The organism is Chryseobacterium oncorhynchi (genome assembly GCF_002899895.1).
Classification (GTDB): domain Bacteria; phylum Bacteroidota; class Bacteroidia; order Flavobacteriales; family Weeksellaceae; genus Chryseobacterium; species Chryseobacterium oncorhynchi.
Genome location: NZ_PPEI02000005.1, coordinates 388,201 through 413,450, shown reverse-complemented (window position 1 = coordinate 413,450; position 25,250 = coordinate 388,201). Strand labels below are relative to the sequence as shown.

Genomic DNA, 25,250 nt, shown 5'->3' with positions numbered 1-25,250 from the left:
TAACAAAATTAAGGAAACTTTCCCTATTAAAAAGCAGAAAACCTGTAGGAAGATCTACAGGCTTTAATTTATATATTTAAATGGTTTTATCCGTTTGTCATCACAGTGTATTCACTCACAAGAAAGCTGAAATAATCCCATTCAACAGAGTTTTTAGGATATTTCTTCACAAACTCAGAATTATCACCAAAAAGAAAATCATAGTTATCCTCAAAGTCATCCTTATGAAGCCATACAATTTTATCTCCTTTTTTCACATAATAAGATTTGATAACGCCACCGCCAAGCTGCGGAGATCCCATTACAGAAAATCCGGTTGTTTCTTTAGCTCTTGGATCATGGTATACAGAAATAATATCATCGAAACCGGGATTGATGACCTGCATCAGGAATTCTTTTTCATCTTTCTTATTTTTTAAAGAGACCGTTTGGTTTATGAAATAGATTCTGTCGTTGTTAGTGCTTTTCGTTAGCTTCTTAGTGCTGTAATTTCTGATGTTTCCCATGTACTTTGAAACTTTCATTATTTTTTCTCCGTTACTTGGGTAAACATACATTTCACTGATTTGATCAGCACTAAATTTCGCAGTCTTTTTGGTAATACTGTCTTTGATGGCTACCTCATAAATTTGTCCCTTTTTTGTTTCGATGCTATTACAGAAACCTTTGTGGGAAGTTCCGTCTTTTAAGGTAATGGTTGATGTTTTTTTAGGGGATGGAGTATTAAAACCTTCATTGAAGAGATACGTCTCCATTTTTTTGATGTCTTCTTTGGAATATTTTACTTTCTGGGCGAAAGCTGTGGTACCTGCAATGCATAAAGCAAGCAGTAATGTTTTCAGTCTCATGTATTATTGTTTTTAATTTTGGGGCTAAAAATAGTAAATTAATTTACTTCTTTTCATAAAAAGATAGAACGATGAAATTTAGTTTCTCTAGTTATGGTTAAATGCGTAATTTTAAGAAAATTTTTTAGAAATGATATACGGAGTAGATGTCTTTACTTTCCATGATGTTCTGGAAATATGCAAAAAGCCAAATAAAGCTAAGCTTAATAAAGCTGCCAAAGAACAAATTTTAAAATCTCAGAGAAACGTACAGAAAATAGTAGAATCCGATAGATGTGTATATGGGATCAATACAGGATTCGGGCCACTGTGCGATACTAAAATATCGGCTGATGAAACAGCCCAGTTACAGTATAACCTTATTATTTCTCATGCAGTAGGAGTAGGAAAGCCAATTGAAAAGGAACTTTCCAAGATTATGATGATTGCTAAAGTTCATGCTTTGTCAAAAGGATTTTCAGGAGTTTCCCTGGAAGTTATTGAAAGAATGATCCTGATGCTTGAAAAAGACATCATTCCAGTAGTTCCTGAACAGGGGTCTGTAGGAGCTTCCGGAGATTTAGCACCCTTGGCACACCTTGTACTTCCTTTATTAGGTTTAGGACAGGTTTGGGAAGGTGATAAAGTTTCCGATACAATGGAAGTATTACAGAAACATAACCTTGAGGCATTAGTTTTAGGACCAAAAGAAGGACTAGGACTGATCAACGGAACCCAGTTTATTCTGGCTCATGCTATAAAAGGACTTGAAAAATTTGAATACTTATTAGACCTTGCAGATGTTACTGCAGCAATGAGTATTGAAGCATACAGAGGTTCTGCAAGCCCTTTCAAAAAAGAACTTCATGAGATCAGACCTTTTGCAGGAAGTAAAAAAGTGGCTGCAAGAATGCTGAAATTTCTAAAGGGATCAGAAAATATGCAGGCTCACGAAGATTGTGAGAGAGTTCAGGATCCTTATTCCATGAGATGTGTACCACAGGTTCACGGGGCAAGCAGAAATTCTTTTGAACATCTGAAAGGAATGGCAGAAACAGAATTGAACTCTGTAACAGACAATCCAATTGTATTAAGTGCTGAAGAATCTATTTCCGGAGGAAATTTCCACGGTCAGTTAATGGCTTTACCTTTAGATTATGCAACATTGGCTGCAGCAGAATTAGGAAATATTTCAGACAGAAGAAGTTATTTATTATTGGAAGGAAAGTATGGTCTTCCAAGATTATTGACAGAAAGCTCAGGATTAAACTCAGGATTCATGATTCCTCAGTATACTTCTGCAGCGTTGGTTACTGAGAACAAAACATTGTGTTTCCCGGCATCCGCAGATTCTATTCCAACAAGTTTAGGACAAGAAGATCATGTTTCTATGGGAAGTATCTCTGGAAGAAAGTTCAATCAGGTTCTTGGAAACCTTGTAAATATTCTATCGGTTGAATTGATGTTTGCAGCACAAGGACTTGAGTTCAGAAGACCAGCTAAATGCTCTAAATTGATTGAAGAAAACTACACTATTCTTCGTTCTAAGGTTGCAAAACTTGAAGACGACAGATTGATCGGACAAGATATGCTAGCCATTGCGGAGCTTATCAATGAAAGAAAGTTTGTTGTAAACTAATCAAAAATAAAATGAAAGCTTCCGAAAGGAAGCTTTTTTGTTTACTATCATATATTAACCTTTAATTAAAAATATGAACATACATAGAACAGATTCTAATCATCCGGATTTTCAAAATCTTGTAAAACACCTTGATGCAAACCTTGTAGAACATAATGGAGATGATCATGCGTTCTTCGATCAGTTTAATAAAATTGATACAATTAAAAATTGTATTGTGGTTTACATTGATGAAGTTCCTGCTGCATGTGGAGCTTTCAAGGAATTTTCAAAGGACACTATTGAGATCAAAAGGATGTTTACAAATCCGGAATTCAGGAAAAGAGGACTAGGGACTATCATTGTAAAGGAATTGGAAAATTGGGCAAAAGAATTAGGTTATAAAAAAGCAGTTCTGGAAACGTCTCAGGATCTGAAAAATGCGATTTCTGTTTATGAAAAATGTGGCTTTTATAAGATTCCTAATTATGGCCAATACATAGGTGTTGATAGCAGTGTATGCTTTGAAAAGAGTGTAAGCTAAAATGTAGGAGGAGTAAAAGTACTAAGTACATTTTTTAGTTGGTGAAGTGATAATTCCATTCTGTTGTAAGGGTGGTAATCGAAAATTTAACGGGATGGTTCTAACTCCATTTTATTTTCTAACCCGACAAATAATAAAAAGCACAAAGGTTTGATTTCTAATAGGTAATTAATATTCATGTAATGCTAAATTCATTTTTTTTAAAGCTGTAATTCCCGCTAAAGTGTTATATTGTGGCTCCAACCAAAATTATAACATATGAAAAAAAGTGTATTCTTCTTGGCATTATTTCTTGCCTTAAACTCTTGTACCAGTGAAGAACTTCAAAATGAAAATTCTAAAACTGAAGTGACTCAAAAAGGAGCATTGACAGAAAAGCAGATCAATGAAAGGATTAATCAAGCTATTAAAACTGATGGTACTTTCAATTGGAAAAACGAATCTGATCATTTCCTTTGGAGTGCTGTTTTCCGCGGAAACAGAATGGTATCAGTAGGGTTTGGTTCATCCAAGGATGATTTTGACAGAAGTAAATCTCCGGACAATCAGGCAATGGAAAATGAAATTTTATCTGTCATCAAAAAATATGAAGGAGTGGACACTGCAAGATTCCTCCTTACTGCGGATAAATATCTGAATCAGATGGATGTCATTATTGACAAAGAAGAAACTTTAGCAGCTCTTCGTCAAATGAAAACTATCCGTTATGTGGAGCCGGCAGATTATCACTATTTTGAAAATGAAGCCAAGTTTAATACAACAGGAAGATCTTCTGGCAGTGGTTCTTCGGGGTGTGGTTTCTCATCTGCAACCTTAAGCGCGGTAGATTACACTTCTACTACTCCAAGTGCAAAAATTCCATGGGCGTTTACAAAACATAATATTCCTGAAGCTTGGGGGTACAGTACCGGAGCAGGAGTAACGATAGGTCTTATCGATACCGGAGTTTCCCCTGAACAGACCTTACTGGGAGGCAGTTTTAATACTGGAGCTTCATCGGGAAGAACAATCAGTAAAGTTGGGGCCTATAATTCTGACGGCTCAGCAGATCAGTGCGGGCATGGAACAAAAATGGCTTCTGTAATGACAGCACCAAGAAATAACGCAGGATTACCTGTAGGAGTAGCTTATAATGCTAACTTAATTGCCTACCGCGCTGCTGAGAATGTTGTACTAGAGACTTCCAGCGAGCAGAATGGAGTGAAAACTGCATTTACGGATCTGGGTAATAATACCAATGTAAAGATCATCTCCATGTCAATGGGACATATTTTTTCCGTAGGTAAAATTGAAGACGGAGTGAAGTATGCCTATGCTAGAGGAAAATTAATTTTCTGTGCTGGGGGAACTTCTACCAGCTTTACAAACTTTGTAGGTGTTATTTTCCCTGCATCAATGTCAGAAACACAAGCAATAACAGGAGTAAAAGAGGGAACTTCCAATCAGAAATGTGATGTTTGCCACTCCGGAAGCCAAATTGACTTTACATTCCAGATGGAAAGAGCATCAGGAAGTACGGTTCCGGTTTTAAGCTATTATAACGGACAGGCAGATTATGTAGGTGGTTCTTCAGTGGCTACAGCTGCTACAGCAGGAATTGCAGCCTTAGTTTGGGCTAAAAATCCATCATGGACAAGAGATCAGGTTCTTAACAAGATGAGACAGTCAGCCACTTATTACCCGAACGTTAATTCAAGCTATGGATATGGAAATATTAATGTTTTAAAAGCAGTACAATAATCATATTCCAATATAAAAGAAAAGGAAATATCTCCACTGAGGTATTTCCTTTTTTTATTTTTAAGAAAAATATTTCTTTAAATTTCTTAGCCAATCCTTACACTTGTCATACTAAGAGAACCACCAATAAGTTCATCATTAAACAAAGTGAGTTCTTCAGATTTATCTTTTAATCCTAAAGTATAGAGCAATGGCAGATAATGGTCAGGCGTAGGAATAGCATATTGCAATGATGTTCCCTGTTTCTGATAGTCAATAATATTCTGGAAATTACCATCCAAAAGCCAGTTGTTGGTTTTCTCTCTGGCTTCTATAGCCCAGTCCCAGCCGGCGCCCACTGTATTGATGTTTTTCCAGTCGACTAAACGTAGATTGTGAACGATGTTTCCGCTTCCGATGATCAGAATACCTTTTTCACGAAGTTTATTCAGCCTTTTCGCCAGATCATAGTGATACTGTGAGGGTTTTGTATAATCAATGCTTAATTGGATTACAGGGATATCTGCATTAGGATACATATGCTTGATGACAGACCATGCACCATGATCAAGACCCCAATTATGATCTTCTTCCACATCTATAGGAAGCAAGAGTTCAGCAGTTTCTCTGGCTAATTCCGGATTTCCCGGAGCCGGATATTGTACATCAAACAGCTCTTTAGGAAAACCATAAAAATCATGAATCGTTTTAGGCATTTCCATAGCCGTCACAAAAGTTCCCTGCGTATACCAATGCGCAGAAATACAAAGAATGGCATTTGGTTTTGAAATTTCACTTGCCGCTTTCCGAAATCCCTGTACAAACTGATTTTCTTCAATGGCATTCATGGGAGAACCATGTCCAAGAAATAAAACCGGCATTCTTTGAGTATCTTTAAAGCTTTCGCTTATGTTTTGCAGATCGTTGAGATTCATAAATATTTGATATTAAATATATTTAAACACTTTAGCCCACATTAAGATGAAAATCAAAAATCTTCAAAAACGTAAAGGTCAAAATTTTGTAAAATGTTTAAATAGCTTTATTAATAAAAAAATAAAAGGTTCAAGGTTTTAGTAAAAAATCCCTGAACCTTTCAAAAAGTATGTTACAAATTATACTTGTTTTACAAACTGTAATTCGCCAGCAATTTTTACATCATCACTCACCATTACACCTCCTGCTTCAAGAGCTGCATTCCAGTTAAGTCCAAAGTCTTTTCTGCTGATTTTCCCTTCAAAAGAGAAACCTGCTTTTGTATTTCCCCATGGGTCTACATTGATTCCTCCGAAATCAACATCCAATGCTATTGACTTTGTGATCCCGTTAATGGTAAGATTTCCTACCACCTCATTATTTAATTTCTGAGATTCAAAAGTGATCGTTGGGTGAGCTTCAGCATTGAAGAATTCCGCAGATTTTAAATGATTATCTCTGTCTGTATTATTAGTGAATACAGAATCAGTCTGGATTGTTGCAGTAGTTTTTGCATTTGCAAAAAATTCATCTTCAGCCTCAATTTCAGCAGTGAAAGTTCTGAAACTTCCTTTTACATTAGAAATCATCATGTGTTTTACTTTAAAAGTAATTTCACTATGCGTTGGGTCTAGGTTCCATTTTGTTGCCATTGTATTTTGTATTTTTTGTTATTATTAATGATGCAAATTTAGAACAGAGAGCATATACAAGTCATTGATATAGGATAAGAAATGCATGTAAGCTTCCAATTCCATCCAACTTTAACTTTTTTTGGGAGCTTTTTCCCGCTATCCACTTATACTCCTCACGCCAATACCCTCCAACATCCAAACCCTTTCAACTCCAATACATGTTGTGGGGTAACCGTTACTATCGGGGCTGGGATCTTCACATTATTACAATTCCTGTACCCTGAAAATACTCTTTTAGATCAATTTTGGATATCTATATTTGTCCAACAATCTCCAGAAAATTCTAGTATTAAGGTAAGAAATAATTTTTATCAATCCATTAATCATATTTTATGAATGTTTTATTTTAACATTTCTTAACGGATGATTTTTATTTCTTATTTTTGATGGATTCAATTTTATACAATGAAATTACATAAATTTTCTTTATTGATGCTTGTTGTGGGCAGTTCAGCATTTGCTCAGACACAGAAATTTACGATGGCGGAGGCTGTAAATGGGATGAGAACCAACCTTGCCGTGAAAAATATTTCACAATTTTCATGGTCTACGGACGGAAAATCTTACATTCAGGCAGTAAAAGGTGGATATCTGGCAACAGATTTAAAAACAAACAAACAAGACACCTTGGTATCTCTGACACAATTGAACAGGCAGTTTACAAACGATAAGTTGAAAACTGTTCCATCTATCAAATTTACGGAAACATCCAATGGGTATTTTAACACAGGTGGTAAAATGTTCTGGATAGAAAAATCAGGAAACGATTGGAAAGTAAAGAATTCAGTGGCTGTAGATCAGGATGCTGCCAATGTAAAAATGTTTGGTGACGGGCAGACTTTTGCCTTTACAGCAAAGAATAATTTATTTGTTAACAAAAACGGAAAAACCATTGCGGTAACCAATGAAACCAATGAAAATGTAATCAGTGGTCAAGCCGTTCACAGAAACGAATTCGGAATTGATACAGGAATTTTCCCGGCTCCAAATTCTGAAAGCGTAGCTTTCTACAAAATGGATCAGACGATGGTAGCAGATTACCCGATCATTGATTGGTCTGTAACGCCAGCTGTTAATCATAATATGAAGTACCCAATGGCTGGGCAAGCTTCGCACCAGGTAACATTAGGTATTTTCAATATTAAAACTCAGGCAACAACTTTCCTAAAAGTTGAGGGTGAAAAAGACCAGTATCTAACAGCTATTACGTGGAGTCCCGATTCAAAATACATCTTTGTAGGTGTATTGAACAGAGGACAGAATCATATGAAAATGAATCAATATGATGCTGCTACCGGAACATTGGTGAAAACATTATTTGAAGAAACAGACAGCAAATATGTTGAGCCACAACATCCGCTTACATTCTTCCCTAATTCAAATACCGATTTCATCTGGCAAAGTCAGAGAACAGGATACAACCATTTATTCCATTATAACCTGGACAAAGGATTGGTTGCTCAGATCACAAAAGGAGACTGGTTAGTAACCGATATCTTAGGATTCAACGATAAGAAAAAGGAAATTTATTTTACTTCAACAAAAGAAACTCCTTTAGAAAGACATTTATATAAGATCAACTGGACGAATTTCAATATGCAAAGACTTGACAACAGTGAGGGAATGCATACCGGAGTTCTAAGCAGTGACGGAAACCATTTATATGATGCTTACAGTAATGCAAACTCTCCGAGAGTAGGGAATATCATTAATACAGCGAATTTAAAATCTACAAATATTCTTACTTCTGAAAATCCATTAAAGAACTATCAGAGACCGGAAATTAAAAATGTAGAATTAAAAGCTGATGATGGAACACCATTATACGGTAAAGTGATCCTGCCAACGAATTTTGATCCCAATAAAAAATATCCAACCATTGTTTATCTGTACAACGGACCGCACTTACAGTTAATCACGAATAGCTTCCCGGCTTCCGGAAATCTTTGGTATGAGTATATGGCTCAAAACGGATATATCATCTTTACAATGGATGGAAGAGGTTCTTCCAACCGTGGAATGAAATTTGAACAGGCGGTTTTCAGAAATTTAGGAACAACAGAGATGAACGACCAAATGAAAGGGGTAGACTACCTGAAATCTCTTCCATATGTGGATGCAGAAAAAATGGGTATCCATGGATGGAGTTTCGGAGGATTTATGACAACAAGCTTCATGCTTCGTAAGCCTGATGTATTTAAGGTAGGTGTTGCTGGTGGACCGGTAATTGACTGGAGCATGTACGAAATTATGTACGGTGAAAGGTATATGGATACTCCGCAGGAAAACCCACAAGGTTACGCTACGGCTAATCTTTTGAATAAAGTTCAGAACCTGAAAGGGAAATTATTAATGATTCACGGGGCACAAGATGATGTAGTAGTATGGCAACATTCTATAAAATTCATCAAGTCAGCGGTTGATAATGGCGTTCAGTTAGACTACTTTGCATATCCGGGACACCCACACAATGTTATCGGAAAAGACAGAGTTCACCTGATGCAGAAAATCACAGATTACTTTGATCTATATCTTAAAAAATAATAGAAAAATCCAGCCGGAACGGCTGGATTTTTTGTTTTTTGCTAATCTTTTTGGAAAGCGCAAAGACGCAAAATTATTAAATGGGTGATGTTGCAAGGCGCAAAGATTTTATCTGCGATAAAATTTTATAATCCTAATTCTATAAGAACTAATCTTTGCTGAAAATCTTTGATTTTCTTGCGCCTTAAAAACAATACGAAAATAAAAAATCTTTGCACCTTTGCGTTTTCCAACAAAAAGTACCATTTATATAAAACAGGAGTTCCGATCTTAACAAACATCAATGTTTTTGATTTTTCATAGTGGTAATTTTGTACAACTAAAATCAACAATATGGAATTAGGAATAGGAATGTTCGGTGACTTGGCTTTAGACCAGTCAACCGGAAAATATAGAGATGCAGGAACCAAGATTCATGAAATATTGGAACAGGTGAAATTAATGGATGAGGTAGGAATCGATGTCTTTGCCATGGGAGAGCATCACCGTCCGGATTATGCAGTTTCATCACCTGAAATGGTATTGGCAGCAGCAGCAAGCATTACAAAAAATATAAAACTGGCAAGTGGTGTTACCGTGTTAAGCTCATCAGAACCGGTAAAAGTTTATGAAGATTTCTCAACACTGGATCTGATTTCCAACGGAAGGGCAGAAATATTTGTAGGGCGTGGAAGCTTTATTGAATCATTTCCATTATATGGTTATTCATTAAACGATTACGAAGCACTTTTTGACGAGAAATTGGAATTGTTATTGAAGATCAATACCGAAGAAAATGTAACCTGGTCTGGAAAACTTCGTGCACCAATGGAAAACCAAACCGTTTATCCAAGAGCAAAGAACAACGGGAAAATTTCTATTTGGAGAGCTGTAGGTGGAACTCCACAATCTGTTTTAAGTGCGGCCCAGTTAGGAATGCCTTTAGTGGTAGCAATCATTGGTGGAATGCCTGCCCAGTTTAAAAATTTAATCGAATTTTACAAACAGGAATACCAAAAAGCGGGGCATGATGTTTCCAAAATGCAAATTGCCATTCACTCCCATACCTTTGTGAGTAATGATCAAAATGTAGTAGATGGGTATTTTAATAATTATAAATCCCAAATGGATAGGATAGGAGCTTCCAGAGGTTGGGCACCTTACACCAAAATGCAGTATGATGGAGGAAGAAGTAAAGATGGTGCATTATTTATCGGTAGTCCTGCTGAAGTAGCAGATAAAATTGCTTACATGAAAGAAATTTTCGGAATCACCAGATTTATCGGACATATGGATATCGGTGATCCGGCTCATGATATCATGATGAAATCAATTGAGTTATTTGGAAATGAAGTAAAACCAATGATACAGGGATTGTAAGAGAACCTAATGTATTTAATCACAAAAGTCACAAAAGTTTTTTTAAATAAAGACCTTTGTGACTTTTGTACTTTTAAAATTGACAGTTATACAATCTCAATCAAGCTTCCTCTTTCCTCATCCTTTACAATATTCAAGGCAGTAGGAATCTTTTCTTTAAGCTCTTCAACGTGAGAAATAATCCCCACAATTCTATTCTCTTTCATTAGATTTGTCAGGGTTTCAAACACAATATTAACTGATTCGGTATCCTGTGTCCCGAAGCCCTCATCGATAAAAAAGAAGTTCTTATCTGCCTGTGCATTGGCCTGAACACTTTCTGCCAATGCTAATGCCAGACTTAATGATACCTGAAAAGCCTGTCCGCCTGAAAGTGTTTTTACACTTCTGCTTCTGCCTTCGTTGAGGTAATCAACAATCTCAAAATCATTATTTTCATTAAGCTGAAGGCTCAGTTGATTTCTCGTCATCCTATGGAATCGAACATTGGCATGATCACACAATTGTCTCAGATAAATAGAAGAAACATATTGTACAAAACCGGCTCCCTTGAATAGATTCATCATCAGTTTCAGATTTTCGGAACGTTTTTGAAGCTTTGCCAGATCTTTCAGTAGGTTTTCTTTTTTCTTGAATTCCTTTTCCAAACGCTCTTTTTCGGCAGTCATGGTGACAACCGAATCATTGATTTTCTTCAGCTCACTCTGAGTTTCGCCAAACTGTTTTTCAACCAAAGAAAAATGCTCATCATCAAAAGAAAGGCCTTTAAGTTTCAGTTCCAGACTTTCAATCATTTTCTTTAAGGCTTCAAAATCAATTTTAAACTGTTGAATTTTAGCCCTTACTTCCTGAATGTTGATTTCCAGTTGTAAAAGATATTCAACCTCCTTAAAATCTGCGAAGTTTTGTTCACTTAAAGCGTTATTTATAGCATTCTGATTCTGAGAAACCTCTTTTTCAAGTTCTGCAATCTGCTTTTCTGATTGGCTGACAATAGTTTTTTGCTCTGCCAGTTTAGGAGCAAGATCTTTTTCCTGTTGAGATGCCTTTTGATATTGTTGTTCCGTTTCAGTATTGGATTGGGCTAACTTCTGAAAAGTTTCTTCAACCTCTGCTACGGCTTTTTGTTCATAGATACTCCATTCCAGAATTTTCAGATTAGAACGGCTGATATTGATTTGTTCCTGCTTCGTTACTTCCTCAAGCTTGAAAGTTTCCAAAGCATTTTTATATTTTTCTAAAACCTTGTTTTCCTTTTCTAAAGCTTCACGCTCTAAGGCAATATTCTTGTCAATCTCTTCAATCTTTTTTTCCAGGGCAAATGAATCCGATCTTTTTTTCTCGAAATCATCTTCCTGATCCGGGCTGAATTGTTTCCAAATAAAATGCTGAATATGTTCCTCAATGTCCTTTTGGAGCTGTTGTAGATTTTTTTGTTCTGCTAAAAGTTGTTCCTCAAAAATCTTCTTCTTGTCGAGAATTTTTTCAACTTCAGTTTCCTGCTGTTGAATCTTCAAGATCTCTTTTTCAACAGTCAAGATTTTTTCCTGAATTTCCAGTAACTCAGTATTTACATCATGAAATTCCACAATATGCGTGTGCTCCTGAGAACCACAAAGAGGGCAGGCTTCTCCATCATGAAGTTCACTAGCAAAACGGGAAAGTTCCTTTTGAATCTTTAAATGATCCAGTTTTTGAGAGAACTCCTTTTTGCTGACCTCCAGCAGTTGTTTTCTAGCATTGAAATCTTCCTTGAAGTTTTCCTGAAATGAGAATAGCTTTAATTCTTCAGAGATCAATTGTATCTGTTTCTGATGCTTTTCAATCTTTTCAACCTGATCCTGTTGTGATTTTTTGAAGCTCTTTTGTTGAATAAACCAGCTTCCCACATTGGAAAGTAAAGCCGCATCAAGTCTTTGTCCTTTTAAAACATCAATACTTTTAGAAAGTTCAGCAATCCTTTTTTGAATGGCTTCTTTATTAGTATTTACTTCTGCTACTTTCTCAGAACCCTTTTGAGTTCTCTCATTAAGGATCTTAATTTCCTCAGAAAATTTCAAAATCTGTATGATAAGATTAAGATCGTTTTCCTTTATTCTGGACTGTTCCAAAGCTTTGAACTTAGGTTCCAAAGTAGAGAGCTGCTCCTTTATAGTATTAAAAACAACTTCAGTCTCCTGTAAGGCCTTTATTTGGCTTTCTCTTTCACTTCTTTTTTCAATAATTCCTTTTGAAAGCCTGTTTTTCTCAGTAATTAAGGGATTGAAAATTCTGAAAGTACGATCATACAACTCAGCTTGTGCTTCCAAAGCATCTATTTGAGGCTTTTGTTCAGAGAGTTGGTTGAAGTTTTCTTTATTTTGTTTTAAACTTTCAAAGTCAGTTTTTAAGTTCTTTAATTGTTGATAGGTCTGGGAAACCTTTTCAAAGCTTTCGTTGGCTTGATTCAGTTTTTTTTGTTCCTCTACCAAAAGTTCTTGCTGAAGCTTAATTTTTTCTTCGTTGATCTCTTCAAAACCTTTTAGCTGGCCCTCAAGTTGATCAAGTTCTGATCTGTTTCTTGCATGTAAAGCTGAAACATTATTCTGAAGATCAAATTTCTGAAGATTAAAGATTTCCTTCATCATATTCGTTCTGTCTGCAGCACCTAATTCAAGGAACTCCTTGAACTGTCCTTGTGGAATAATGATGGTTCGCTTAAAATTTGAATAGCTTAAACCAATTACGGTTTCTGCATTGGAGTGATCCAAGGGAATCCATTTTCCATTGATATTCTCATAGAACGTAACTGAATAGGGCTTTACATCCTCAAATTTTTTAGAATTTCGTCTAAAATCTCTGGTAGCACGAAACAGCTTATTTTCATAATTAATAAAATCAAATTCTATGTAAGAACTGTTTGATTTTAAATTCATCATGTTGTAAGCTCTTTTGTCACGCATATTCAGACGCTCAGTTTCACCATATAAAGCAAATGAAATAGCTTCAAGAACCGATGATTTTCCAGAGCCCACCGCACCAAAAATACCGAATAACCCTGCATCCGTAAGATTTCTGAAATCAATAGTCTGGCGTTCCTGATAAGAATACAGACCTTCAATTGTTAGTTGAATAGGAATCATGGCTTAGGTATTTAAAATTTCGTTAAACAAATTCATCAATTCTTCATTGGCTTCCTGACCATTATTTTTCGATTTAAAATAATCCTTGAACAATGTTTCTATATCCTGATTTAAATTAATCTCATGGCTCAGTTCTTCACCAGATAGCTGATTTTTGACCTTTGGGATTAAATGAACAATTCCATTATGGGACTGATAGATTAATTTTCTTTCATCGGCCGTTAAGAACGTTTCACTCTCTAGGGTAAGCTCAATAAATGTTTTCGGATTTTCCTGCAGCCATTCAACCGTTTCTTCAACGGATGTAAAGGTTTTTCTTACCAAGGCCCTTCCATTTTTCAAGGCGATCTTTTCATAGGAAACTGCTTTTCCCGGTTCTGCGTTGATAATGGAAATATATTTTGTCTGTCCTGCTTCACTAAAACTGTAGCATAGAGGAGAGGACGAATAAATGACAGGTTTTTCCTTTGTTCCGATATTTTGAAAGCCATGCAAATGTCCTAAAGCAGTATATTGAATCTGCTCAGGAATACTGTCCGAATAAATAAGATCTGCATTTCCAATTTTAATGGGTTTTTCACCCTCAGGTTCTTCCAGTATTGCACTACCTTTCTTATTCATATAAAGATGTGCCATAAGGAGATTGATCCCGGTTTCATCACAAAACTCATCTGCAAGATTTTTCCAAGTTTGAGAAAGTACTTTATTGATCTCCTCTTCCTTATTTTCTCCAAAATATTCTTTTAAACGGATTTCATTGGCGTAAGGGGTATGAAGTATTCTCACCGGATAATTCATATTTTTGATCTCTATTTCGATAAAACCCTCTTTTGAATTTATAATTTTAAAATATTCAGTTCCAAAAGGAGTAATCTCTGCCTTAGGATGTCCTATTAAAATAATTCCGCATTCTCTAGCCAAAGGATCTGGGGCATTGATGAGGTTAGGGGAATCGTGATTTCCGGAAATAGCAATTATAGGACGTTTACCATTTTGTGATAAACGTTTTAGTGTTTTATAGAAAAGTTCAACCGCTTCAACCGCGGGGTTGAAATTATCAAAAAGATCACCGGCGATAAGAATAAGGTCAACATTTTCTTCATCAGCAATCATAATGATCTCCTCCATTACTGAAACTTGTTCTTCCAGTCGGGAGAATCGGTCCAGTCGTTTTCCTAAATGCCAGTCGGCAGTGTGTAGAATTTTCATAAAAAATTGATCAATGTTTATTGTCGTTTTCTTTTGCTTTGAAATCATCCAGAATCTGTTTTAAACGTGCTTTCCTTTCTGCTTCTGCATTTTGTATTTTACGTTTTTTCTGATCAATTTGCTTTTTATTTTTTTTTCTGTTTGCGTCGTTATTTTTGCTCATATTGGTTTGTAACGAATAATTTTTATGGCTAAAAAATAGCTTCATCAAAAATACTAAAGATTAAGAGTTTAAACAATTTTAGTCGTTAAGTCTAATAAAAAGTTTTAATTTTACAGTGTTATGGAAGAAAAATCAAAAGACCCTTTACACGGAAAAAGGCTTGATGCTATTCTTGAAGAATTGGTAGAATATTATCAGGGTTTTGAGGAATTGGGAAAACAAATCAATATCAAATGTTTTACAGATAACCCGAGTATCAATTCGTCATTGAAGTTTTTACGAAAAACAGATTGGGCAAGGGCGAAAGTTGAAAGTTTGTATTTGTATGTTTTGAGACAGAAAAAAAGAGAAGAATCAAAAAACAGGAAGTAGTAGGTTTAAGATTATTCTTTAAACGTATTTCCGTAAACCAATTCTATCAAAAATAGTATATTTGTGGTGTTAATCGTAAAAAAAATTACGACAAAAAAAAGAAAATATGACAATTGAAAACAATCACGTTGTAGCTGTAAAGTATATCCTTCACACAATCGAAGCAGATGGAAGTAAAGTTCTTGTAGAAGAAACAACAGCTGAAAATCCATTCACATTTTTGTATGGTGTAGGAATGATGATTCCAAAGTTTGAACAAAATATCCATGGTTTGAAAGCTGGTGATAAAGTAGATTTTACTATTCATCCTGAAGAAGCTTATGGTGAAAGACAACCGGATGCTATGACGCAATTGCCGATTGATATGTTCAAGGAATCAGGAATTCCTCCAATCGGAGCTATTTTACCTTTATCTGATAATGAGGGTAATAACTTTCAGGCATTTGTGGTAGAAGTAACACCAGAATTTGTAGTAGCAGACTTTAATCACCCAATGGCAGGTAAAGTTTTAGATTTCCAGGTAGAAGTTTTAAACACACGTCCGGCGACAGAAGAAGAATTGTCACACGGTCATTCTCACGGAATTGACGGTACAGACGCTCACTAAAAAATAATATAAATGTCCGATTCTTTCGGACATTTTTTTTGTAATATCAATTGTTCTTATACATTTTAAGATAAAAAATAAACCACAGAACGTCTGTGGTTTATTTTTTTATAAGGTTATCATAAGAATACAGTGATTGTTGTACACGTATTATTCCGCATCATATTCCGTAACGTCAATAAACGTAAGAAACCATTTTGCTCCAATCTTGGTCATAATAAAACGGAATCCGTTAATAGGTGCCTTTTCCTTGCTATTCTCTGCAAGGGTTACTCCAACTACATTTTCAGGATTAGAATTGATCTTAAAAATTTCCTGATCCTTTACGGAGTACTGGGATAAAAAATGATCAGCATAATCATTCACTGCATTAGAGCTGAACTGAACAAATAATCCTTCTTTTACCCACTTTTTATTCTTTAGGTCATATGCAAAGTTAGTATCAAACTGAATAGGAAATTGATTTCTGATGTTCCATGACTTCTGAATGTATCCCAAAGACATGTTGAAGTCCATGTCTTCATTTAAAACAAAGCCCAGATCACCACCACTTTTGTAAAGGATGCCTAAGCCATATGTTTTATCTACATATTTGTTGATAAGATCACCATTTTTAGTTTGGAAACCCTTTAAAATATCAGTAACGGCCTGAGAAATTTGTTTCTTGTCATCGGCAGTTTGTGCACTTAGGAAACTGAAGCTGCAGAACAGCAGCAATAATGTATAAATAATGTTCTTTTTCATAATATTAATCTAAAAACTCACCTGAAACATAGTACCAGCGTTCATGCATTTTCTGAAATATAGAAAACTCATGGTGGATCTGTGGGTGTCTGTCCTGATCTGTATAATAAGCTTTAAATTCTACCTGGTTTAAGGCAGGAGTCTGGATGATTTCCAGTTTTGTCCATTCATTAATTTCTCCCCATTCCTGAAGATCCCGCTTATTATGGTATTTTCGTTTTCCGGGAAGGGTGGTTTCCATCAAATATTCTCCATTGGGAATTGCGAAAGCAGAAAATCTGGAACGCATTAAGGCTTCTGCTGTAGGAGCGTGTTTTTCTCCGGTATGATAAGGCTTACAGCATTCTTCGTAGGGTTTTCCTGAACAGCAGGGACAATTCATTTTTTTTATTTAAAATTTTGATCCACAAAAATAGTAAATATCAATAGAAAGGAGCTTTAACCTGTTTGAAAAAATAAATAAACAGGTAGCCAAGACTTTCTTTATTTAAAACATAAAAAAAGAAGCACTCTTAAAAGAATGCTTCTGATTGAATTATTTTATAAAACCTCTGTTTCTTAATAAAGGTTTGATATCCGGATCGTGTCCTGTGAAATCTCTGAATGCCTGATTAAGGTCTACAGAATTTCCTACAGAAAGAATATATTTTCTGAATCGGTCGCCATTTTCTCTGGTTAAACCACCATTGTTTTTAATCCATTCCCATGCGTCGTTATCCAATGTTTCAGACCATAGGTAAGCGTAATATCCTGCTGAATATCCTCCTCCCCAAATGTGAGCGAAATAAGGAGTATGATATCTTGGCGGAACTGTTGCTAACGTAAATCCGTGATTAGCTAGGGATTGTTTTTCGAAATCTAAAACAGGAATCAATTGACTGTCATTCGTTACAGAATGCCAATCCATATCCAATGCTGCTGCAGAAACCAATTCCGTTGTCATATAACCTTGGTTGAAAGTGGCTGCTTTTTTAATTTTATCTACTAAAGCTTGTGGAATAGGCTGCTTTGTTTCATAATGAACAGCATAATTCTTTATCACAACAGGATCTAAAGCCCAGTGCTCATTAATCTGAGATGGAAACTCTACAAAGTCTCTAGGTACGTTAGTTCCTGAAAGCGAGGGATATTTTTGACTTGCAAACATTCCGTGGATGGAATGACCAAATTCATGGAAAATGGTTGAAACGTCATCATAACTAATTAAAGATGGTTTTCCAGGAGCTGGTTTCTGATAATTGTAACAGTTTACAATCACAGGTTTTGTTCCCATTAAATAAGACTGCTCCACGAAGTTACTCATCCATGCACCCCCATTTTTGGAATCTCTTGTATAGAAATCCAAATAGTAGATTGCAATAGATTTTCCATCATGATCGAAGACCTCGTACGTAACTACATCAGGATGATAAACCGGAAGATCAGTTCTTTTTTTGAACGTCAGTCCATAGAACTTCTCAGCAGCGAAGAAAACTCCTTTTTCCAGAACAGTAGTAATTTCAAAATAAGGTTTTATTTCACTTTCATCCAGATCAAATTTAGCTTTTCTTACTTGTTCAGCATAGAAGTTCCAATCCCAAGGTTCTACCTTGAAACCTCCTTTTTGTTGATCAATAAGATCCTGAATATCTTTTGCTTCGCGTTTAGCTGTTTCTACTGCCGGAGTTGCAACCTGGTTCATTAGTTTAGTAGCTGCTTCAGGCGTTTTTGCCATTTGGTCCTGAAGTTTCCATTCTGCAAAATTCTTTTTACCTAAGATCTGAGCCTTTTTAAGTCTAAGCTTAGCCAATTTTTCGATAGTTTCTCTGGTATCGCTGGCATCTCCTTTTTCTGCTCTCGTCCATGATGCCTTGAACAACTTTTCTCTGGATGTTCTGTTTTTCAGGTTTTGCAAAAGAGGCTGTTGTGTTGTATTTTGTAGGGCAAGAAGATATTTTCCTGGTTGTCCTGCTGTTTTAGCATCAGCTGCAGCCGCAGCAATTTCGTCTGCAGAAAGTCCGTCCAATTCTTTTGCATCAGAGAAGAATACCCCTCCTTGCTTTCTAGCTTCCAATAATTTATTGGCATATTGCGTAGAAAGGGAAGCCAGTTCCTGATTGAATTGTTTTAACTTTTCCTTATCTGCAGCGGAAAGATTAGCTCCTGCAATTTCAAAGTTTTGTTTATAGTATTGTACTAATCTTTTACTTTCAGAATCAAGACCATCTTCTTTAATGGATTTGATTCTTTTATAAAGATTTTCATTTAGGTACATCTTATCAGAATGCCCAGCAAAAATAGGAGCATATTCTTCATCCAAAGCCTGTAAAGTAGGGTTTGTGTTTGCACTTGTCAGATTAGAAAAGACAATCTGTGCTCTTCTCAACACTTCGCCGCTTTTTTCCAATGCTACGATTGTATTTTCAAAAGTAGGAGCAGCTGGATTGTTAGCAATTTTTTCAACTTCAGCAGAGTGCTGTTTTAAGCCAAAATCAAAGGCAGGTTTGAAATGTTCGTTTTTAATTTTATCAAACTCCGGAGTTTCATACTGAAGCTTGCTTTTCTTCATAAAAGGATTTGAAGATAAAGATGGATCAGGGGCAGGAAGTTCCTGTTGAGTATCGGTCTGTTTCATTGTAGTACAAGATTGATTGAACGCCAAGGCAGAAATTAATAATACCGATGAAATATTCTTCATAAAATAGTTGTTATTAAAGTATAAAGATATTAAAAACTTGCTTCACAGGAGATGTTTTGGCTAATCTATTTAAGAAAATGGAGTAATAGTCATCTATTCCTAAATTCAAATTGTACAGAATGATGGTATTTCTTATACTAATGTAATATTTTTCATAATTTAGTTGTTATTAAATTATATATTAAAAAAATAACCTATAAAAGAAATAAATATGAAAAAAAGGACTCTTTTTATTTTATCTGCCTTCGTGGTATTAGCCTCATGTAATGAAAGGCATGAGAAAAAAAACAGAGAAAAAAGCGGCTGGGTAGAGAAAGTAATTAATACGGAAAGTGGGCCGATACAGCAGAAAGAATTCAATGGAGATTTTGACGAAATTCAGGTTTCACAGGCTATAGATGCAGAAATTATAAAATCTGAAACAGAGAAAGTAGTGATCTCAGCACCTCAAAATATTATCAACGAAATTCTTGTAGATAACAATGGCGGAAAGCTTCATATTCATTATAAATCCGGAATTAGAGTGATGAATGTTCATAAGGTAACGGCTAAAATTTATACTAAGGATTTTACAAAACTGATAGCAGAATCAGCAGCAAGTATTCGTGTAAAAGATAAATTTACCCAAGAGAAAACCACAGTTGAGGCATCAAGTGCAGGCAGTATTTCTGGAGATATGGAAGCTAACGACTTTAATATTAACACAGACAGCAGCAGTAACTTTAGCGGAAAAGTATGGGCTGTAAACCTGGGCATTGAATCTTCATCAGGTTCAAGTATTGATATTTCAGGAAAAGCCAAACATGCAGATATCAATTCCTCTTCAGGCAGTAGTATTTCAGCTAGAGGTGTGATTGCAGATAATGTGGAAGCTGAGGCATCCAGTGGCGCAAGCATTCAGATAAGTGCTGTTTCTTCCGTTAGAGCAGAAGCGTCTTCAGGAGGCAGTGTAGATGTTAGCAAAAAAGGAGAGCTTAAGAATATCACCAAAGATGAAAGCAGTGGTGGAAGTGTAAATATTCAATAAATTAATCCTGGGATTCTTCCTCATCTTCTTCATCGGTGGATGAGGATCCTTCCCAATTTTTGTTATCAAAATTAAGATTGTCATAAGCCAATAATTCCTCCTCACGCTGGAGGATTTCTTTTGTAGTAAATAAAGCAATATCATTATCTTCCTTTATTCTTGCCAACTTTCTGATGGAAGCTTTATCTATGGCCATAAACCTTTGTCCAAGACGTCTTGCAGCATATTTTCTCATGCCAGTCTCATGAAGTACATCCACGGCCATATCTACAGCTGTTCCTAAAGTTTCCCGATAAATATGATTGATGCCGTTGTTCAGATATTCATAAGCATCAATTCTGTTTTTTGCCCTTACAAATATCTTTACTTCAGGATAATGCTCACGTACAAGTTCTGCTATGAACATATTATCACCAGAATCATCAAGGCATAAAATCAAAATCTCAGCATCTTCAATTCCTGCAGCCCTTAAAATAGGAATTCTTGTAGCATCACCATAATAGACTTTAAACCCATAACTTCTCAACAATTTTACACGGTCCGAGTCTCTGTCCAAAACGGTTGCTGAGATTTTATTAGCTTTTAAAAGACGCCCTACAGTACTCCCGAAATGCCCAAAACCTACAATAATGATCTTCTTTTGGCTTACATCATTATCCAGAATATTATAATCATTTTCTTCTTCAGGAATTTCCTTGATGAACTTTGGAGTAATAAATCGATCATTAATGATGAGAAGAATAGGAGTGACACACATTGTAATGGCAGTAACAGCCATCAGCTGTGCATTCAGCTCAGGACCTAAAAGATAAAGATCTGAAGCATAGTTGATCAGTACAAAAGCGAATTCGCCTACCTGCGATAGTGCAAATGCATAGAACAGACTTTGTGGAGTATCTATTCTGAAAAACTTTCCGATGGAGTATAAAACCACAAACTTTACAGTCAATACAGCAAATACGGTACTGAAAATAAATAAGGGATCTTTTTGAATAATATTAAAATTAATAGTTGAGCCAACACTAACGAAAAATACAGCCAATAACAAGCCTTTAAAAGGATTGATCTGTGCTTCAAGCTCATGTCGGAACTCACTGTTGGCAAGCATTACCCCGGCCAGGAAAGCTCCTAGCGCAGGCGATAAACCAATGACGATCATCAGCTCAGATACCCCAATAACCAAAAATAAAGAAGAAGCTGTCAGCAATTCTGCCATTCCCGATTTTGAAACATAGCGTAGAAAAGGTACAAATACATATCTGCCTAGCAGAATCAATAAGACAACTCCAAAGATTACAGTTCCGGCCTGAAGCCATTCCGGAAGCTTTTGTATCAGAATCTGAATTTCATTGTCATGATGCTTAGCTTTATAATTGGCAATGATCGGAAGTATAGCCAAAATTGGAATTACTGAAATATCCTGAAATAGCAGAGTAGAGAACGATGCTTCTCCAGCCGTTGTTTTAAAATTATTTTTCTCCTGTAAAGTCTGCAATACAATAGCCGTGGAAGATAGAGCAAAACACATGGCCACGGCAATGGCCTTGTCTAATCTCCAGCCTACACTAATGAATACCACAAATAATAAGGAAATGGTGAGAAGCATCTGCGTGAGTCCCAGCCCCATTATTTTTTTTCGCATTTCCCAGAACTTTCGTGGCTCCAGTTCCAGTCCCACAATAAATAAAAGCATAATAACCCCAAACTCACTGGCGTGCATAATATCGTTTACATTATTTCCTGTAAGCCTGAGTACATAGGGGCCAATAATGATTCCTCCTAAAATATAACCAATTACAGAACTCAACCCGAATTTTCTTGCCAGTGGAACCATAATAATGGCTACACCCAGAAAAAGTAGTGTGTTCATCGCTAAGCTAGACTCCATATGCTATTGATTGAGTAGTTCTGTAAATTCTTTTTTATGTAAAATAATATCTTTTTTAGACAATTTATTGGCTTCGTAAACAATCTTGATGTGTTTGATGTCCGCCTTGAAAACCCTTAATGAAACAATCAATCCACTAATCAGTTCATCAACCGAATATTGATAGGTCCCGTCTTTACTAAAAGATCTTTCCTTTCCTCCGGTTGTTACCAGAATGTAGACTTCCTTATTTTCCAGGGGATTTACTTTTCCCGGTTGTAGCCAATCACGGTCAAAGACTTCATCAATCCATAACCTTAATAAAGGAGGCATTCCAAACCATATCAAAGGGAATTGAAAGACAAATCGTTCATAGTTGGCCAAACGTTTTCTTTCTCTGAAGGCTGCAATATGAAAATCAGGATATTCTTCATAAAGATCTCGTAGGGTATAATGCTGGTGACGAACATAGAAATTGATAAGCTCTACATTAGAATTGGAGTGCTCCAGGTAAGGGTGTGCAAATACAACCAGCGTCTTCTTCATAATCCTGTTTTTAGTAAATATACTGAAAAAATATTGAATAAAAGGTGAGTTTTATGTGGATTTATTAATTTTTTAATATGTGAAAGTTGATTTAATATCAATTAAAATCAAAGAAATGATATTATTTTAAGTTTTTAAATAAAAAATCAGGTCATTGAGACCTGATCTGTTTTATATATGATTATAATTCTTGTAAGATTACCATCCTCCGGAAGCACCACCGCCTCCGAAACTTCCGCCTCCGCCGAAGCCACCAAAACCTCCGCCTCCGCCACCGGAACTTCCACCACCAAAGCCTCCGCCTCCAAAACTACCAGGGAATGGGAAGAAGCCGCCAGGATAGTTTCTGCGTCCTTTCCGTGTAATAATTACATCATCATCGTCGTCATAATTTCCACCGCCACCACCGCCGCCGCGGTTACCAAAAAGAATGGCAATGATGATGAAAATAACAAAGGCTATAATGACAATTTTAAGAGCGCTTCCATCACCGGATGGAGCTGTAGTGGCTTCAGGTTTGAATTTTCCCTGAACAGCCTCCATGATGGCTGAGGTGCCCCGGTTAATACCATCGTACCATAGCCCTCTTTTAAAATTAGGCGTAACAATATAATCCAGAATCTGACCTGCTACTGATGCCGTAAGATACTGCTCCACAGCTCTTCCTTGCTGAATAGACATTGTTCTGTCTTCAGTGGCTACAAGAAAGACCACTCCGTTATCTACTCCTTTTTTTCCGATTTTCCATTGCTGACCAAACATGGTTGCCAGAAAATTAACATCTTCTCCTTTTGTGGATTTGATGATAATAACTTCAATTTCTGTTGAGGTAGAATCAGCAAATTTGATCAGTTTGTTGTTAAGCGCATCTTTTTCCTGCTGAGAAAGAAGACCTGCTTCATCAAAAACAGGGTATAGAACGGCCGGTTTTTCGGGAATGGTGTATTGTGCTGATACAAAAGTGTAAAAGCAAATCAATAGAAATGAAAATACTATTTTAAGAGAACGTAATTTCATTTGGGAGTTGGTTTGGGTTTTCTCCTTCTACAGGAAAATATTTCTTTAGTTCAAGGCCTGTTTCCAGAATGGCACTTTGTAATGCCTTATAATAATTACCCTTGGCAAATTCAGCAGTGATATAGTCATGCAGGTGGTTCCAATAGGATTGATATACTTTCTCATGAATTCCGGAATCCCCAATAATAGTCAGGTATTTCTGTTCGAAATTGATATAAAAAAGCACGGCATTTCTATCAGTAGTTTTGTTCATACAGAGTTCTTTGAAAACTTCAAATGCCGTTTTTGCAAGATTACTTTCAGTGTTAGAGTCAATATGTACGCGGATCTCTCCTGTAGAGTGATCTTCTGCTGACTGAATCGCTTCCACAAGGGAAGCGATCTGTTGATTTGTAAGGTGATTACCCATTATTTGAATACTTCAGGTGCCTTTTGAGCTCCTGCTTCAGCTTTGAAATAAGGTTTTTCTTTAAAATTGGTGAAATTCGCCAAAATATTATTTGGGAAAGTCTTGATAGAGGTGTTGTAAGTCTTTGCTGCATCATTATAATAAACAGTCTCTGTTCTGATACTGTTTTCAATAGCAGTGTACTCTCTTTGGAAGTTAATATACTGTTGGTCAGCTTTCAGGTTAGGATAAGACTCTACTACAGCCATCAATCTGCTTAATGCACCGGATAATTCTCCCTGTGCAGCCTGGAACTTTGCAATATCAGCATCTGTCATATTGGTAGGATCCACATTGATGGAAGTTGCTTTGGAACGTGCTTCAACCACCTGAGTTAACGTTTCCTGCTCAAATTTTGAATAAGATTTTACTGTTCTTTCCAAATTAGGAATAAGATTCGCTCTTTTCTGATACACAGTCTCTACGTTAGACCATTTTGCGTTAACAGTTTGTTCTTTGTCTACAAAGCTATTATATCCGCTTTTTCCCCAAAAGAATAGGACTGCAACAATAATAAGGAGGGCAATGCCAATTGTTCCGGCGCCCAAACATCCTTTATTTTTCATAGTTTATTTTTTTTTAATTTTTTGTGCTAATCAAATATACAAATTATGTGCTAATTTTGTAAAAAATTATATTTGAATGACAACAATAGTGGTTGCAATGGGAGAGAAGAACGAAATTGGTTTTGAAAACCAGTTGCTTTGGCATCTTCCTAAAGATTTAAAACATTTTAAAGACCTTACTTCGGGGCATCCGATTATTATGGGAAGAAAGACGTATGAGAGTATTGGGAAGCCACTTCCTAACCGTACGAATATTGTTGTTTCAAGAAGAAAAGACTGGTTTGAGGAGGGAATCCTTATTGTGGGAAGTCTTAAAGAAGCTATGAAGTTTGCTAAAAAGATTGATGAAGATGTTTTTGTTATTGGCGGGGGTAATATCTATGAGCAGACAATGGAAATTGTGGATAAACTTGAAGTTACTTTGGTAAAGGCAGATCTGAAAGCAGATACATTCTTTCCTAAAATAGACGGAAAGATCTGGAAGAAAACAAATGAAGTATGTCATGAAAAGGACGAGAAAAATGAGTATGATTTCTGCTTCCAGACGTTTGAAAAGATTAAGAGCGAATAGTTATGAGAATTCTACCCTCTAACTTCTAGCTTC

At 36.1% G+C, this 25,250-nt stretch carries 23 protein-coding genes; 9 read left to right on the top strand and 14 right to left on the bottom strand.

The features are described 5' to 3' along the window. Nucleotides 1-86: 86 nt before the first annotated feature. Complete coding sequence (locus tag C1638_RS17825) at nt 87-848, bottom strand: hypothetical protein (protein WP_109623228.1); 762 nt, start codon at nt 846-848, stop codon at nt 87-89. A 130-nt stretch (nt 849-978) separates the two neighbouring features. Between C1638_RS17825 and hutH the strand changes: the two genes are divergently transcribed. From hutH to C1638_RS17810, 3 genes are all read left to right on the top strand, one after another. After that, nucleotides 979-2,466 (top strand): histidine ammonia-lyase, encoded by a 1,488-nt coding sequence (gene hutH, locus C1638_RS17820; RefSeq protein ID WP_109623226.1) that lies wholly within the window; start codon nt 979-981, stop codon nt 2,464-2,466. Nucleotides 2,467-2,539: 73 nt separating this feature from the next. After that, the gene (locus C1638_RS17815; protein ID WP_109623224.1) at nt 2,540-2,989 is read left to right on the top strand and encodes a GNAT family N-acetyltransferase; all 450 of its coding nucleotides are present in this window, start codon (nt 2,540-2,542) and stop codon (nt 2,987-2,989) included. A gap of 258 nt (nt 2,990-3,247) precedes the next feature. Continuing rightward, on the top strand, nt 3,248-4,729 hold the full coding sequence (locus C1638_RS17810) for a S8 family peptidase (protein ID WP_109623223.1): 1,482 nt from the start codon (nt 3,248-3,250) through the stop codon (nt 4,727-4,729). Between the two features lie 86 nt (nt 4,730-4,815). On the opposite strand, the gene ygiD is transcribed toward C1638_RS17810, so the two are convergent. Together ygiD and C1638_RS17800 are read right to left on the bottom strand one after the other, a co-directional pair. Next, nucleotides 4,816-5,643, bottom strand: coding sequence for a 4,5-DOPA-extradiol-dioxygenase (ygiD, locus tag C1638_RS17805; protein WP_109623221.1), 828 nt, complete (start codon nt 5,641-5,643; stop codon nt 4,816-4,818). A 180-nt stretch (nt 5,644-5,823) separates the two neighbouring features. Beyond that, nucleotides 5,824-6,336 carry a YceI family protein gene (locus tag C1638_RS17800; protein WP_109623219.1) on the bottom strand — a complete coding sequence of 171 codons (513 nt, stop codon included), beginning with the start codon at nt 6,334-6,336 and terminating at the stop codon, nt 5,824-5,826. 447 nt (nt 6,337-6,783) lie between these two features. On the opposite strand from C1638_RS17800, the gene C1638_RS17795 reads away from it, so the two are divergent. Both C1638_RS17795 and C1638_RS17790 read left to right on the top strand, forming a co-directional pair. Continuing rightward, the gene (locus C1638_RS17795; protein WP_109623217.1) at nt 6,784-8,922 is read left to right on the top strand and encodes a S9 family peptidase; all 2,139 of its coding nucleotides are present in this window, start codon (nt 6,784-6,786) and stop codon (nt 8,920-8,922) included. A 333-nt stretch (nt 8,923-9,255) separates the two neighbouring features. After that, nucleotides 9,256-10,281, top strand: coding sequence for an LLM class flavin-dependent oxidoreductase (locus tag C1638_RS17790; RefSeq protein WP_109623215.1), 1,026 nt, complete (start codon nt 9,256-9,258; stop codon nt 10,279-10,281). A gap of 86 nt (nt 10,282-10,367) precedes the next feature. Here C1638_RS17790 and C1638_RS17785 read toward each other — a convergent pair whose 3' ends face one another. Genes C1638_RS17785 through C1638_RS22435 form a run of 3 tightly spaced genes read right to left on the bottom strand, consistent with a single transcriptional unit; the run spans nt 10,368 to nt 14,775 of the window. After that, nucleotides 10,368-13,403 carry an SbcC/MukB-like Walker B domain-containing protein gene (locus C1638_RS17785; protein ID WP_109623212.1) on the bottom strand — a complete coding sequence of 1,012 codons (3,036 nt, stop codon included), beginning with the start codon at nt 13,401-13,403 and terminating at the stop codon, nt 10,368-10,370. Between the two features lie 3 nt (nt 13,404-13,406). After that, a complete protein-coding gene (locus C1638_RS17780; RefSeq protein WP_109623210.1) occupies nt 13,407-14,612 on the bottom strand; it encodes a metallophosphoesterase family protein in 1,206 nt (401 codons plus the stop codon). A 10-nt stretch (nt 14,613-14,622) separates the two neighbouring features. Then, nucleotides 14,623-14,775, bottom strand: a complete 153-nt coding sequence (locus tag C1638_RS22435; protein WP_165826557.1) for a hypothetical protein — start codon at nt 14,773-14,775, stop codon at nt 14,623-14,625. A gap of 120 nt (nt 14,776-14,895) precedes the next feature. Between C1638_RS22435 and C1638_RS17775 the strand changes: the two genes are divergently transcribed. After that, complete coding sequence (locus tag C1638_RS17775) at nt 14,896-15,147, top strand: VF530 family protein (protein WP_074231076.1); 252 nt, start codon at nt 14,896-14,898, stop codon at nt 15,145-15,147. 106 nt (nt 15,148-15,253) lie between these two features. Beyond that, nucleotides 15,254-15,754, top strand: coding sequence for an FKBP-type peptidyl-prolyl cis-trans isomerase (locus C1638_RS17770; RefSeq protein ID WP_076356112.1), 501 nt, complete (start codon nt 15,254-15,256; stop codon nt 15,752-15,754). Between the two features lie 150 nt (nt 15,755-15,904). Here the strand turns inward: C1638_RS17770 and C1638_RS17765 are convergent, their stop codons facing one another. The 3 genes from C1638_RS17765 to C1638_RS17755 form a co-directional block, all read right to left on the bottom strand. Further along, nucleotides 15,905-16,498, bottom strand: a complete 594-nt coding sequence (locus tag C1638_RS17765) for a hypothetical protein (RefSeq protein ID WP_109623208.1) — start codon at nt 16,496-16,498, stop codon at nt 15,905-15,907. Between the two features lie 4 nt (nt 16,499-16,502). After that, the gene (locus tag C1638_RS17760) at nt 16,503-16,880 is read right to left on the bottom strand and encodes a YchJ family protein (protein ID WP_109623206.1); all 378 of its coding nucleotides are present in this window, start codon (nt 16,878-16,880) and stop codon (nt 16,503-16,505) included. Between the two features lie 153 nt (nt 16,881-17,033). Then, a complete protein-coding gene (locus C1638_RS17755; RefSeq protein WP_109623204.1) occupies nt 17,034-19,175 on the bottom strand; it encodes a M3 family metallopeptidase in 2,142 nt (713 codons plus the stop codon). A 211-nt stretch (nt 19,176-19,386) separates the two neighbouring features. On the opposite strand from C1638_RS17755, the gene C1638_RS17750 reads away from it, so the two are divergent. Next, nucleotides 19,387-20,202 (top strand): GIN domain-containing protein, encoded by an 816-nt coding sequence (locus C1638_RS17750; protein ID WP_109623202.1) that lies wholly within the window; start codon nt 19,387-19,389, stop codon nt 20,200-20,202. Between the two features lies 1 nt (nt 20,203). On the opposite strand, the gene C1638_RS17745 is transcribed toward C1638_RS17750, so the two are convergent. The 5 genes from C1638_RS17745 to C1638_RS17725 form a co-directional block, all read right to left on the bottom strand. Further along, on the bottom strand, nt 20,204-22,090 hold the full coding sequence (locus C1638_RS17745; RefSeq protein ID WP_109623201.1) for a monovalent cation:proton antiporter-2 (CPA2) family protein: 1,887 nt from the start codon (nt 22,088-22,090) through the stop codon (nt 20,204-20,206). A 3-nt stretch (nt 22,091-22,093) separates the two neighbouring features. After that, entirely contained in the window at nt 22,094-22,615 is a 522-nt protein-coding gene (locus C1638_RS17740) for an NAD(P)H-dependent oxidoreductase (RefSeq protein ID WP_109623199.1), read from the bottom strand. Nucleotides 22,616-22,813: 198 nt separating this feature from the next. Next, nucleotides 22,814-23,632 carry a TPM domain-containing protein gene (locus C1638_RS17735; RefSeq protein WP_109623197.1) on the bottom strand — a complete coding sequence of 273 codons (819 nt, stop codon included), beginning with the start codon at nt 23,630-23,632 and terminating at the stop codon, nt 22,814-22,816. Continuing rightward, complete coding sequence (locus tag C1638_RS17730; RefSeq protein WP_185140444.1) at nt 23,613-24,041, bottom strand: TPM domain-containing protein; 429 nt, start codon at nt 24,039-24,041, stop codon at nt 23,613-23,615. Before C1638_RS17730 ends, C1638_RS17735 begins: the two co-directional genes overlap by 20 nt. Continuing rightward, a complete protein-coding gene (locus C1638_RS17725) occupies nt 24,041-24,646 on the bottom strand; it encodes a LemA family protein (protein ID WP_076356129.1) in 606 nt (201 codons plus the stop codon). The genes C1638_RS17730 and C1638_RS17725 overlap by 1 nt, the downstream gene beginning before the upstream one ends. A 76-nt stretch (nt 24,647-24,722) precedes the next feature. Here C1638_RS17725 and C1638_RS17720 point away from each other — a divergent pair, with 76 nt between their 5' ends. Further along, the gene (locus C1638_RS17720; RefSeq protein WP_109623194.1) at nt 24,723-25,217 is read left to right on the top strand and encodes a dihydrofolate reductase; all 495 of its coding nucleotides are present in this window, start codon (nt 24,723-24,725) and stop codon (nt 25,215-25,217) included. Nucleotides 25,218-25,250: the final 33 nt, after the last annotated feature.